Raw genomic sequence first — 13,394 nt, forward strand, 5'->3', positions numbered from 1 at the left:
TCACTCCCTTTTTTTCGACATATGTGTCGAATACATCCAAAAAAACTCCTTAATCGGAGTTATTATCACACATTCTCGACAGAAGTGTCAACTATTTGGCCTTAATGCCATCAAAAAATAAAGTAAATAATGTTTCACTCCATTGGTCAATATCCATATTTAAAGTATTTGGGATCAAAATAGAACTAAAAAAGACACTGGCTATGCTATGCGCTTGCAAGTCATTGCGGATAACAAACCTTTGTTGCCCACATTTTATCACATTAACTAATATCTCAAAGAAACGCTCATTTTCTTTTTCAAGTACATCCATTTTTTCATCATGATGATTTGCTGACGCCTTCATATGTTTATATACTTGGATCATTTCGTGTATTGTTTCCCCGTGCTTAAGAAAAATAGTAAGCAATTCTTGAAGCTGCACTAAAGAATCAGTATGCTCTAACACTTTTTTACATTCATCATAAATTTTATCTGAAACGTGCTTTATGTAATGAAAAATAAGCTCATCTTTATTAGCATAGTATTCATAAATGGTACTTCTACCTACACTAAGTTGTTCAGCAAGTGCTTTAAAATGAAAACCTTCGTATCCTTTTTCAATAAGTAATTTACGAGTTGATTCAAAAAGGTCTTTTTTTTCTATTCTTTTCTTTCTTCCCATGAAGTTCACCTTCATTCCGTAGAGCTACAGTTTAAGTACAAATTGTTATACCTTTTATTAAGGCTCTTTTCATAACCTTTGTTGCAGTTGTGTTACCTAATCGCTATATTTGTAAGAGCTTATTTCCTAATACGAAAAACAACTATCAATGTGAAAACGCATTTATTTACGCTAATATATAGGTTTTTGCATTTATCGTATCTTATTTTTGAGTATAAAACAATTCCTCTTTAGCAATTAACATAAATGAGGATGTAAAAGCTTTGATGTCGTTCAAAGATTTTAGTAGAGGTCAGCATCACTTGAGTGGAGAATTGAAACCTTACAAGACATAAAGCATTACTAAATTAACCATGAGAATGGCGTAGCTCAATGGTAAGGAATAAGTGAATTCGGTTTAACGATAGCAAGAATACGTAATAAAATCCTTATAACTCGTTCTCCGGCAACATAATATATAGAGTTGAGCGGACAAACCTATGCGAGAGCTAATATTCCCTTTTACTTGTAAACATATTTACCGTACAGATTGAATTCCCTTTACCTGACATCTACATGAAGTACGACGATAAGTACCACTTAGGGATACAAAAGGTTGGCTCCAACGTGGAACTTAGAGGCTCCATCTCATGCGTTAGCTGAGCAGTAAGAAGTTCTGCATAGTCAATCAATCTTCATCCTTCACATCTATATCCTCTGGGATAGGTTCTTGAAGTATCTCATCTATTAGTTTCTTATATTTCTCTAATTGTTCCATATGTGTCGTAAACTGATCTTTATTTACTAAATATTGTTCACCATCAAAGACAGCCCGAATTTTTTTATGTAGTATTAAATCTTCAACAGCTGCTTCAGTTATGGATAAATAATCTGCAAGTTCTTTTATTGTGAGATACATTGTTATCAATTCCTTTTAATAGGCTGTTATAACATAGTTTTATTGTAACTAAATTTACTTTCAATAATTCAGTAACAGCACTCAACACCGCTATTATACTATTCAAATACTAACAAATTTTACGAAAAAAAACCTTTATTTTTTTTCGTTCACTTTCCAATGACTAAACATACAACAATTCTAAGTATATCTACACATGATTTTGATGGAAAGAATCAGGTAAATTATTCTTACCTGATTCCATATTATTAATCAGTATGAATAGTTTTTAGTAATAGCTTCTTTAATAATGGGAATAGTACATCAGATAACTCTTCAAGGTTTTCTACAACTATACTGAACTTCCCATATATATTCTCGAAGGTACTCCTTTGACCTTCACTAATTTCTCCATTTGCCAGGAAAATGTTAATTACTTCTATATTGTTTTTTCTTGCGTGTAGAACAGCTTCATGCGTGTCAACTATACCATTTTGATCGTAGCCAAAGGCCGCTGGCTCACCATCTGAAAAAACAAGTAAAAACTTTTGGTTTTCTATTCTTTGTAGGAGTTGGTTAGTAAGGTACCGTATGGCAAAACCGTCACGATTGTCTTCTTGCGCTTGAAGCTGGATGATTTCAAAGCCACTCGTTTTTCTTAAAGAAGATTGAAAGTCGATGACTGTTTGAAAATAGTTCGGCTGATTAGTTTCTGTAGCGTCTGCTGTGTCCTCCCAAAAACCTACAATTTGGTGTGGGATGAAAAGAGACTTCAACGTTTCATGAAACAGTGTTATCCCACTCTTTGTATGATCCATCTTATCAAACATAGATGCCGAACAATCAACTAATAATGAAAAAACAGCGTCCAATTGTGTAGACGGATTCGTTTTTTTATAAAACATTCGTGGACGATCATCAGTAAATAGCTTAGTGAGTTTTCGATTCAAGCGGCCAAAATGCAAATCATTTTTTGGTAAAATCTTTTTTGCTTCAACTGTTTTTTTAATCGTTTGTGTTAGCTTTTTTTGGTAGGGTGTTACTAACATTTTATAGTCTCTATATAACGATATATCATTTGCTGAAGGACTCATAATCTCCACTTGATGAGCAACAGCAAACCTATTTTCTTTACCATACGAGGAATCCCCGCCAAAGTTTTTCTCCTCGTGCTCCCCTTCCATTAATTCCATTTGCGAAAAATCACTTTGAGAGCTTTGCTGTGAACTTCCTTGTACGATACCCATCGCTTGGTCTCCACTTTCACCTTTCCTTACACCTTGACCGATAAGGTCTGTCTTGGTTCCTTGTTCTAGATCAAATTGCAAAAAGCTCTTTGTTGTCGTTTCTGTTTCACGATGCCATGTCGGGAGTTCATCTTCATGCTTGTCTTCATCATCGTGGCTTTTTGCCAACATGTCGTCATTCTTCAATTTATCTTTACGTTTTAAGTCACGGAATGTTTGCCCATTATCAATTTCTTGCAACACCGTCTCTGGCAACAAGAAGTAAATGTTTAACATATCAGCTGTTAATACTTCATCCAAAACTTCTATGATTGTCCAACATATATTTGTACTATCTTCAGTTTTTGTTGCTTCATATATTTTTGGCAGCTCTCTTTGAAGAAACGGAATTATTAAATCCACGTTCTGATTAATAGTTGGAATTTCTTCTAACGGTGATTCGGATGTAATGAGTAAATAGATTGCATTAAATAGTGCATCTGTATATACGCTTTTTACTATATTGACTTTAAGTTGATCTTCAAAATACTTTCTATAAACTTCTCTTCGTTTGACAAATGCCTTTTTCGTACCTGGCCTTTGTCGGATACAAATTCCTTCTAAACGAATATCCTCAAGAAGCATAAATAATTGCTTTGCAAAGCTTGTAAGATTTGCAGATTTTATCTTCCTGACAAAAGCCTTATATGCCAGCATATTAGTATGGTTTATATTACCAATACAACGTAAATATACTTCACTCTTCAACCCAGCTATCATTTCTTGACGCTCTCGAAGATCCCAAAAATGACTAACATATGCTTTCTGTTGAATGACATCGTAATAAGAACGAAAGCCAAACTCTACCTCGACTTCTTCGTTTTTTGTAAGTGCTTTAGCAAGGTCAGATAACTCCATAAATAAGAAAGAATCAATCTTTTTATCGTTAAATTGTATCGGCTTCATTAATAGTTCCTCATTCAAATAGAGTTTCGACTATATTTTTTACCGCAGACTTTTCTCTTTCATCTTCGAGCTTATCAATTATACCTCGTTGAACAGCCCTTTCAGGAGGTAAGTGAACTGCTAAGTCACATGTATCAATAAGTGCACGTATTGATGCAGCCTCTTCAGATATGTTCCCTTGTTTCACATGTGTAATTAAATCAGCAGATAGTGTGACAAACGATTTAATTAGCTTTTCATTTGATAACATTGATTGCTCTTTGAGAACATTCTCTAAACTATCACCTTGAATATATGGTACTTCAATAACAATAAACCTATTTTTTAACGCCTCATTTAGAGGAACTGTCCCTACATAGCCTTCATTAATTGCAGCAATGACTCCAAATCCATCTTCAGCTCGAACTACTTCACTTGTAAATGGATTTGTAATCATCTTTCTATAGTCTAAGACACCATTTAAAATAGGTAATGTTTCTGGCTTTGCCATGTTAATTTCATCTATATATAAGAGGTGCCCTTTTTGCATCGCGTTTATTACTGGACCAGGAATAAAATCGATTGTCGGTCTATCATTGACGTCACTAATCGTTTTATATCCAAGTAAAGCTTCGGCATCTAAATCAACCGAACAGTTAATACTATGCATCGGCTGCTGAAAGAAGCTAGATAACGTGTCAGCTAATTTCGTTTTACCTGATCCTGTTGGTCCTTTAAGCAACACACTTTTTCCTAAAGATAGTGCAACAATGGCATCAAATAAAATATTTGTATTGTAACTCGTATAACCACCTTTTCCAATTAGGAAACTGTCCTCTTGTTGATACTTATTATTGGTTCTGCTTTTCAGTATATTACTTATTTGATTAGGCAATTGTATCGTATTTATGTTAGCTGTCATGCTGTAGTTACAAACCCTTCTATATTTTTTATGGCTCTTTTCGATCACTTGGTTGCTAATGGAATGAAAAATAGCAAGTAAAGTTAGAAAAAGAGATTCCTCGAAATTCTATTTGTACGTTAATATATAATTGAAAAGTATATGCGAAAATAACCTACTTTTTATATATCTTAACTTAATGTATTGTATAAAGAATTATAGTAAGTTGGCAAGGTGTGTGCTCATTGATAAGTTAATTATCGGCAAGTATATAAGGAAGAATACAGAGGAATTTACATTATTTTGTCGAATTTACTTAGTTACCTACAATTATTATACATTATTGTTACTTATAATTGTGTGGGTAAAGGGGCTTTGCATGTATGATGTTAGTACTAGATACTATTTTATTAATATTACTTATTGGATTAACCGTGTTTCATTATAATAAAACAAAGAAGCTAATCCAAATCTCGGTAACATTAGTATATCCTACGCCAAAAGACCTTCAACAACATGGCATGTTAGTCGACGGTATGATCATTACAAATCACTCCTTTGCATCAAGGCAATGGAAAATAATCAAATGGACTACTTTTAGCATGACGCTAATACTAACAACTGTTTTGGTTTTAGGTTATATAAACAATCTAAGTATAGTTGAGGCTTTCCCGAACTTCTTTTTATTAACTATTCTCGTTACTTGGAATGGTGACAGAAGTATATTTACAGTATTGCAAGAAGGAATGTTAGTAAAAGGCAAAGTGTATAAATGGGAGCAATTTAACTACTTCAAAGTTACAAGAATGAGTAGGTGGCATGAATACGCTGGAATCCATGACAAAATCAAAGAAGGCTTTGAAGTAAAGCTTCATATCATCAATGCTTCGAAAATAAGACCAGTCAGTATAGTCATTGATAAAGCCCAAATTGACAATGTTAAATTTTATTTACTAAATGCTGGTTTGAAGGAAATAGATGATACTAATTTATGAAAGCCTCAGCAGTTGCAAAGATTAACTACGTTATAAATAATATATAATAAAAATCAAACAATCATTTTTTCCTTTTACTAATAAAGGCTAGCCTTTCCCCAAGGCTAGCCCTATTTTTTATTATTGCTGTTTTAGCATTGGTCTTTTTTTCGAATTAACTAGAATTGGGGACATCTATTCTTCTGTAATCAATGATAACTATATAACTAATTTGTTAACAACAACAAAATTTTAGAAAGGCCCTCCTAGATATAACATTCAATGACTATAAAGGTAAATTTCGACGTTTAAAAACGTATACTGCTAAAATAAACATGATTACACCAATACTCAATAGAATAAGAGATGAAGAATATACATCTCCTTCACCAATAGCAATCTGACTCGGTTCATACAGCGAGAACAAAGTGATATTTCTCAACCAGTCCAAGTCAGTGCTTATTTTCCCTGCCATATCTAACCCATAAAAGAGAAAAGTCAATCCACCAGCAAGACCAAATGCTAGCTTCTCATCGTTCAGTAGGGCAGATATGAGGAAAGAATAACCTCCAACGGCGAAAAACAATAATAATCCAACTATATTGATCTTAAAAAATACGTTCGTTCCAATGGCATATTGGTCATCAATTAGCCATTCCCCTCCAATAACACCACCAATGAATGTTAAAAAAACAATGATTATTAATCCACTAACTAATACTGCTATTTGTGTAATTACGACTGAACTACGCGTGACTTTTGTTGAAAGCAAATACGCCATTGAGCCTCTATCAACTAGTTTTGCGATTAGTTGCACACCTGTCATCACACTAAATACTCCTAAAATAATAGGAAAAAACAAACCAAAATATTCTACAGAAATAAATTCACTGTAAGTCCCGAAAGACTCAAGTCCAAATGCTTGTTTTAGAGCATCTGGATATATATCTAACATATCATTTATTTGCTCAGCGTTGTCAGCAATAAATGGATATAAAGAAGTCATTAAAATTACATAAAGAGCTGACCCTACTCCGAAGCTTAAAAAGCCTTTAACATTTGATTTGATCATTTGTTTATATAGTGGTGCATTCACTTTATCCCCTCCTTTGAATCATAGTAATTCATAAAAATTTCCTCAAGGCTTTGGTTACTTATACTCATATTAGTAATATCGTAATTACCTAATTCTTTGATTAAATCATTATAATTCCCTTGAATGACAACCCGAGCTACACCATTTTTTATTATATCTACCGTAAGCCCGGAGGCTGTTAATCTTTCAATATCATTTTCATATGCAAAAGTAATTTCAAAGATCTTTCTTTGCATAGATTGGAGTTGATGCATATTTTTTACTGTAATGATTCGACCATCCTTAATGATTGCTGCTCGATCACACGTTCTTTCGATTTCAGCAAAGCTATGTGAAGACATTAAAAACGTTTTCCCTTTCTCCTTTTCTTCTAGCACAATATCAATAAATGTTTTTTGCATTAATGGGTCTAAACCTGACGTCGGTTCATCTAGAATAAAGATTTCTGGATCATGCATAAATGTGACAACAATACCAATCTTTTGTTTCATTCCTTTTGACATTTTTCTAATGGGTGTTTTAGGATCAAATTGTAGTCGCTCAATTAACTCATCACGCTTTCTAAAGTCTTTAATGTTTTGCATGCCCGCCATCATATTAATAAATTCCATCCCACTCATACCTTCTAAAAATGAAATTTCTCCAGGTAAATAACCTACGTAGCTTCGAGCCTTACCTTGATCTTCCCAGCAATTTACGCCATTTATTGTGGAAAAGCCTCGCTGTGGTTTCATAAACCCCATTAAATGCCTTATAGTAGTAGATTTACCAGCACCATTTGGGCCTAAAAAACCGAAAACTTCTCCTTTATGGACTTCAAATGATACATCAAATATCCCTTTGTCATTGGAAAATTGTTGAGTCAGGTCGTTGACTTGAATCACTTTACACTCCTCCTTCAATTTATGAAATATATGATATGTTTCATTACATTAATTTTAAATTTTTAAAATGTTAAAGTCAATGGTATAATGAAATATATTAATCAAAATATTTCATAATATTACGTGAGATAAAAAGGTGATAGTTCAATGAATGGGTTTGAAAAACGAGCACAACGGATCAAAGACAGGATTAAGGATGCTACTTTGGAGTTATTGAGTAGTATGGAGCCAAGAGCTATTCGAATTACTGATATTGCTAATAAGGCGGACGTATCACAAGTTTCAATTTATAATCATTTTGGCAGTAAGGAGGAGCTAATAAGAGAAGCGCTTAAATCGTTCTACTTTCAGCATTTAGAGGAATACGAAAAACTAATTTCAGAAGGGTCGAGGTCATTTAAGGAAACAATACGTTTCATTCTATTTCAAAAAAGAGAGACTATACAAAAGTATTCTGCAACAAAATTAAATGAATTATTGCTGCAAGACCCTGAAATGAATAAGTTTGTAAAAGAAATTTATTCAACTAAAGTATTTCCCCTTTTCCTAGAAATGATTGAAAAAGCGAAAAAAAACGGTGAAATTGATAATAATATTGCACCATCTTTAGTAATTTTTTATTTGAACATGTTTAGTGAAAAGAGTGAGGAGATGCTTCAGTTGTCAACTTCATATTCAAGTGAAGAGCAATTTATAGAAGATCTTACAAATTTATTTTTCTATGGCATAGTAGGAAGACGATGATCATTGACCACCTTACATAAGGTGGTCAATACTTTTGTCATTTAGTTTTTGCCGGCTGTGTAGCAGCATTTTGTTGCTGTTTGTTTACTTTGTTATTGGGGTTGTTAGGTGCAAGTTCCTCTGCAAATTCGAAATTTGGCAATGGAGACTTAACATTTGCATTATTAGTCATTCTTTCAGCCATGCGTTTCATCTCATCACCTAGCTGTGTCATCGTTTTGTTATTTCTCATCCTTACCATTCCGAGTAAAGCAGGAACGGATAAAGCCACTACTGATGCACTCATTGCAACCCAATTATTTCTTCTTCGTTTTCTAAAGCGATTCATCAATCGTCCAGACCTTTTTCCTACGTTAAACATTGTTGACATCCAACGCATATTGTTCATAACAATTATCCCCCTTCTCTTCAAAATTAACTTTTTCCGGATTGTGTTTAAACGACAACATTTACGAAAAAAGCCTTAATAATTTGAAGAAGAGCATGTACACTCATCGTACACATGTATTATTTTTTCTTATTGTATGACACAATATTTGTGTTAACATTTTACACAAAGATTTGAATCGTCAGAGGAACAACTAACTTAAATTGTTTCAACACAGGATGATGCTTAACATGTATTATATATAGCGATATTTTTTCTGCTTGAATAAAACCACATTTCTGACCATTTTATTCGTAAACTATAGTAACAACGTTTACGAATAGAGCCACCACGGTGCCATTTCTGTTACTAGTAAAAATATTCACTAACTTACACGAGAAGAATTAATGTAAACAAAAAAATCCATGTACAAATGAACGGGCAAACACTAGCACAGCCTAATTAACATATATCTCAATAATATAAACGACTATAAACAAAAAAGCATAAGCAAATATACTTATGCAAACATCATAAAATCAGGCTAATTTCTCCCCTTTTTAGTGGCTGGATGAAGAGTTCACAAATATCATTTATTCCAACTAGACATATATGCTCGATCTTCAATATCTAGCGCATTGCTGACAACCTTTAGTGGTTTAAATGTATCAATCATAACTGCGAGCTCCGCTGTTTCTTTTTTACCTATACTTGCTTCTGTTTTTCCAGGGTGTGGACCGTGAGGAATACCACTTGGATGAAGCGTAATTGAACCTTCTTCAATCCCTTTTCTACTCATAAAATTTCCATCAACATAATATATTACTTCATCGCTGTTAACATTGCTATGATAGTATGGTGCAGGAATCGCATCTGGATGATAATCATATAATCTTGGCACAAAGGAACAGATGACAAAGTTATGTCCTTCAAACGTTTGATGGACTGGTGGCGGTTGATGGATACGACCCGTAATTGGTTCAAAATCATGTATGCTAAACTTCCACGGATATAAATACCCGTCCCAACCAATAACATCTAGCGGATGATGTTGGAAAATATGCTCAGTCATACTTCCTCTAGCTTTAGTTAATACTGAAAAAACACCTGTTTGATCATACGTTTCTAATTTAGCTGGTCCATGTATATCCCGTTCACAAAATGGACTATGTTCAAGAAGTTGTCCGTATTCGTTACGATATCTACGTGGAGATGTAATTTGACTATTCGTTTCAACAAAGAGAAATGTTTGCATCACTTCTGTATTCGGTACAATCCGATAAATGGTACCAATTGGAATAACTATATAATCTCCTTCTTCATAATAAATACTACCGAATATTGTTTCAATTTTCCCTGAACCATAATGAATGTAAAACAGTTCATCACCATCTCCATTACGGTAATAATGCTTCATTGCTATTTTTGGCTTTACGACTCCGATAAGCAAGTCTTCATTACCTAACAAATATTCGCGACCGAATAAAGCATCACTTGTCGCATTACATTTTTCAGTTCTTAAATGCCGATGCATTAATGACGAATTTTCTTCAAATTTTATTTCAGTATTTGAAAAATGTTTCGTTTCTAATACTTTCGTTGGCATGTTGTGATGATATAATATTGATTGTGTTCCAGAAAACCCTTTCGTGCCCATTACTTGTTCACGATATAATGTACCATCTTCTTTTTTAAATTGTATATGCCGTTTATTTGGAATTGAGCCCATTTGCCTGTAGTACACAAAGATCCCCCTTTACTCTACTATTGTATTTTTTAAGACCCCTAAGCCAGTGATCTCTAGTTCAACTAAATCACCAGGCTCCAACCATCGTTGTTTTTCAGGTCCAAGCTCTAAAATACAACCAGTTCCTACCGTGCCTGATCCTATAATATCACCAGGATATAGTGTTACATCCTTCGATGCTCTTTCTATCATTTGTGCGAATGAATAATAAATAGTATTAAAATTGCCAACAGATGTCGTACTGCCATTCACCTTAGCCACCATCTGTAAATCATAAAGATCTCCTATTTTATATTTTTCAAGTTCATCTTTCGTAACAATATAAGGGCCTATTGATGTAGCAAAGTCCTTTCCTTTTGCAGGACCTAAACCTACCTTCATCTCTTTCGCTTGTATATCCCGAGCACTCCAATCATTCATTATTGTGTACCCGAAAATATAATCTTCCGCTTCTATTCCCGAGATATTCGTTCCTTGCTTACCGATAACACATGCAATTTCAAGTTCAAAATCAAGACAATTACAATTCTTTGGTTTTTTAATAAGGTCATCAGGACCAGTGATCGCTTGATGGTTTGAAAAGTAAAAAACTGGCATCTCATACCATTCAGGAATAACTTGAAGCCCTCTCCTACTTCTTGCCGTTTTCACATGGTCTTCAAAGGCATAAAAATCTCTAACACTTGGTGGCTTTGGTAGTGGAGCACAAATATTAACTTCTTCTAGTGAGTAAATAGCATCATTAGTCAGTAGTACATTATCCAGTAGATCAATATATGCATCATGGTTTTCAATAAAATGTAATAAGTTATGTGGAAGCTTTCCACCACTAACAGCATGCATGTCGACTATTTTTTCTTCATGTAGCCATCCGGCTCTCTCAATACCTGCTGCCGTCTTGAAGGTGACATATTTCACTTTTGTCCCTCCTAAGTCAATTAGTTATCCTAGTTTTTTATTATTACGGTTAATAACGAATTTCCACTATTAATCAAGATTATTTCTCTTTACTTATATTGTTTCTTGTTAAAATAAATGTGTCGCTATTTGCGCGTGTGTAGGCATGCCCTGCTAATCTACCGACTGGCTTTAACTTACTAGTATTGATTTTTCCATCCTCGTACAAATTGTCTGCAACAGAAACTAATACAACTTTTCCAACAACTAAGCTGCCTGACCCTGGGTGAGAACCATAATGATGTAGTTCATGTAGTTTACATTCCAAATGTATTTTACACTCTTGAACTCTTGGTATTTGTACTTTTTGACCAGCTTCTTTACCAAGTCCCACTATCGTAAACTCATCAACCTCAGGTGAATACTCTGTTGCACATTCATTAACTTGTGAAATAATATCCTCGCTTACAATATTAATGATAAACTCCTTAGTCTTTTCAATATTCCTTAAGGTGTCCTTTTTCGCACCGTCACTTCCTCTAACCATAGGAGCAAAACATATAAGCATAGGATTTGCACTAATACATGTGAAAAAACTGAAGGGGGCAAGATTTGCCCGTCCCTCTTCATCTACTGTAGAAACAAATGCAATTGGACGTGGCAAAACAGACCCAACTAACAACTTATAAGCGTCCTGCCATGAAATATCGCTTGGCTCGATCTGCAAATGCACTCAACTCCTCAAGTTACTATTAGTATAATATTTTATGGTTTTCTAGATTAAATACATATGTTAGATGAGGCTTATGGGATTTCACCGTTTTTATAAAGTAAGGTGGTCACGTTTACTAGCTGAACATATGGTAATTTTCTCGTACAAAAAACAACAATACATCATTGTGAAAATTGTTCGTTACAAATTCCCGCGTCTTGCTTGCTCACGTTCAATTGACTCAAACAATGCCTTAAAATTGCCTTCACCAAAGCCCTTAGCACCTTTTCTCTGAATAATTTCAATAAATAATGTTGGACGATCGACTATTGGTTTGGTGAAAATTTGTAATAAATAACCTTCATCATCACGATCAACTAAGATTTTTAGCTGTTTCAGCTTCTCAACTTCTTCATCAATTTCCCCAACACGTTCAGATAACATCTCATAATACGAATCTGGTGTCTCAAGAAACTCAATTCCATTTGCTTTTAACGATGAAACAGTTTTTATAATATCTTCCGTTAATAAAGCGATATGCTGCACACCCGCTCCGTTATTAAATTCTAGATATTCTTGAATTTGAGATTTACGCTTCCCTTCTGCAGGCTCATTTATCGGGAATTTTATTCTACCGCCATTGGTCATCACTTTTGACATTAGCGCGGAGTATTCTGTGCTTATATCATCATCATCAAAATGAATTAATTGCTTAAAACCCATTACTTCTTCGTAATAAGTAACCCATTGCTCCATCTCTTCAACGTTTCCAACAACATGATCAACTGCAATTAAACCAGCATCCTCATATGGTATATTCATATTAATTTTTTCGAAACCTGGTAGAAAAGTTCCGCTATAATTTGTACGTTCGATTAAACTATGAATTGTGTCACCGTATGTACCGATGACCGCCTTTTTAACTGATCCTTTTTCATCTGATAATATAGTTGGCGGTAAAAGTTCAATGGCTCCACGGCTTACTGCTTCACTGTATGCTTTATCTACATCGTCTACAACTAATGCTACATCCCGTACACCATCGCCATGTTTTTTAACAAAAGAAGATACTCGACTTTCCGCTTCTAATGTACCTGTTAAAATATATCGAATATTATTCTGTTGTATAACGTACGAGATAGTTTCTCTATTCCCAGTTTCTAAACCAGAATAAGCAATTGGTTTAAAGCCAAATGTTCTACAAAAATAGTGACATGCCTGCTTCGCATTCCCAACATAAAACTCAATATAGTCTACATCTCTTACTGGAAAAAATTCCTCTTGCTTCTCAACAGTTTCTAACAATTGTTCTTTCATTCACAACAACCTCCTATTTTTCATAAAATAATTAATTTTCTCA

The 13,394-nt window shown here is 34.1% G+C and carries 13 protein-coding genes; 2 read left to right on the forward strand and 11 right to left on the reverse strand.

All coding sequences use genetic code 11. The annotated features are described in order from the left end of the window. Nucleotides 1-91: 91 nt before the first annotated feature. From ACSVDA_RS01115 to ACSVDA_RS01130, 4 genes are all read right to left on the reverse strand, one after another. Entirely contained in the window at nucleotides 92-664 is a 573-nt protein-coding gene (locus ACSVDA_RS01115) for a TetR/AcrR family transcriptional regulator (RefSeq protein WP_485880119.1), read from the reverse strand. A gap of 667 nt (nucleotides 665-1,331) precedes the next feature. Then, the gene (locus ACSVDA_RS01120; RefSeq protein WP_485880121.1) at nucleotides 1,332-1,562 is read right to left on the reverse strand and encodes an excisionase family DNA-binding protein; all 231 of its coding nucleotides are present in this window, start codon (nucleotides 1,560-1,562) and stop codon (nucleotides 1,332-1,334) included. A gap of 248 nt (nucleotides 1,563-1,810) precedes the next feature. Next, nucleotides 1,811-3,733: a vWA domain-containing protein gene (locus ACSVDA_RS01125; RefSeq protein ID WP_485880123.1), complete on the reverse strand. Its 1,923-nt coding sequence runs from the start codon at nucleotides 3,731-3,733 to the stop codon at nucleotides 1,811-1,813. A 10-nt stretch (nucleotides 3,734-3,743) separates the two neighbouring features. Beyond that, on the reverse strand, nucleotides 3,744-4,634 hold the full coding sequence (locus tag ACSVDA_RS01130; RefSeq protein WP_485880124.1) for an ATP-binding protein: 891 nt from the start codon (nucleotides 4,632-4,634) through the stop codon (nucleotides 3,744-3,746). A 362-nt stretch (nucleotides 4,635-4,996) separates the two neighbouring features. Between ACSVDA_RS01130 and ACSVDA_RS01135 the strand changes: the two genes are divergently transcribed. After that, on the forward strand, nucleotides 4,997-5,608 hold the full coding sequence (locus ACSVDA_RS01135; RefSeq protein WP_485880126.1) for a hypothetical protein: 612 nt from the start codon (nucleotides 4,997-4,999) through the stop codon (nucleotides 5,606-5,608). A 265-nt stretch (nucleotides 5,609-5,873) separates the two neighbouring features. Here the strand turns inward: ACSVDA_RS01135 and ACSVDA_RS01140 are convergent, their stop codons facing one another. Both ACSVDA_RS01140 and ACSVDA_RS01145 read right to left on the reverse strand, forming a co-directional pair. Beyond that, entirely contained in the window at nucleotides 5,874-6,683 is an 810-nt protein-coding gene (locus ACSVDA_RS01140) for an ABC transporter permease subunit (RefSeq protein ID WP_485880128.1), read from the reverse strand. Then, a complete protein-coding gene (locus ACSVDA_RS01145; protein ID WP_485880130.1) occupies nucleotides 6,680-7,567 on the reverse strand; it encodes an ABC transporter ATP-binding protein in 888 nt (295 codons plus the stop codon). The genes ACSVDA_RS01140 and ACSVDA_RS01145 overlap by 4 nt, the downstream gene beginning before the upstream one ends. Nucleotides 7,568-7,714: 147 nt before the next feature. On the opposite strand from ACSVDA_RS01145, the gene ACSVDA_RS01150 reads away from it, so the two are divergent. Then, nucleotides 7,715-8,311: a TetR/AcrR family transcriptional regulator gene (locus ACSVDA_RS01150; RefSeq protein ID WP_485880132.1), complete on the forward strand. Its 597-nt coding sequence runs from the start codon at nucleotides 7,715-7,717 to the stop codon at nucleotides 8,309-8,311. A 37-nt stretch (nucleotides 8,312-8,348) separates the two neighbouring features. Here ACSVDA_RS01150 and ACSVDA_RS01155 read toward each other — a convergent pair whose 3' ends face one another. The 5 genes from ACSVDA_RS01155 to hppD form a co-directional block, all read right to left on the reverse strand. Then, nucleotides 8,349-8,699: a hypothetical protein gene (locus ACSVDA_RS01155; protein WP_485880133.1), complete on the reverse strand. Its 351-nt coding sequence runs from the start codon at nucleotides 8,697-8,699 to the stop codon at nucleotides 8,349-8,351. 568 nt (nucleotides 8,700-9,267) lie between these two features. Next, on the reverse strand, nucleotides 9,268-10,422 hold the full coding sequence (locus ACSVDA_RS01160) for a homogentisate 1,2-dioxygenase (protein WP_485880134.1): 1,155 nt from the start codon (nucleotides 10,420-10,422) through the stop codon (nucleotides 9,268-9,270). Between the two features lie 12 nt (nucleotides 10,423-10,434). Then, the gene (locus tag ACSVDA_RS01165; protein WP_485880136.1) at nucleotides 10,435-11,343 is read right to left on the reverse strand and encodes a fumarylacetoacetate hydrolase family protein; all 909 of its coding nucleotides are present in this window, start codon (nucleotides 11,341-11,343) and stop codon (nucleotides 10,435-10,437) included. Nucleotides 11,344-11,422: 79 nt separating this feature from the next. Further along, nucleotides 11,423-12,049: a flavin reductase family protein gene (locus ACSVDA_RS01170; protein WP_485880138.1), complete on the reverse strand. Its 627-nt coding sequence runs from the start codon at nucleotides 12,047-12,049 to the stop codon at nucleotides 11,423-11,425. A gap of 186 nt (nucleotides 12,050-12,235) precedes the next feature. After that, nucleotides 12,236-13,351, reverse strand: a complete 1,116-nt coding sequence (gene hppD / locus ACSVDA_RS01175; protein WP_485880139.1) for a 4-hydroxyphenylpyruvate dioxygenase — start codon at nucleotides 13,349-13,351, stop codon at nucleotides 12,236-12,238. Nucleotides 13,352-13,394: the final 43 nt, after the last annotated feature.

The organism is Cytobacillus sp. Hm23, assembly GCF_051842895.1.
In the GTDB taxonomy this organism is placed as follows: domain Bacteria; phylum Bacillota; class Bacilli; order Bacillales; family SM2101; genus Nanhaiella.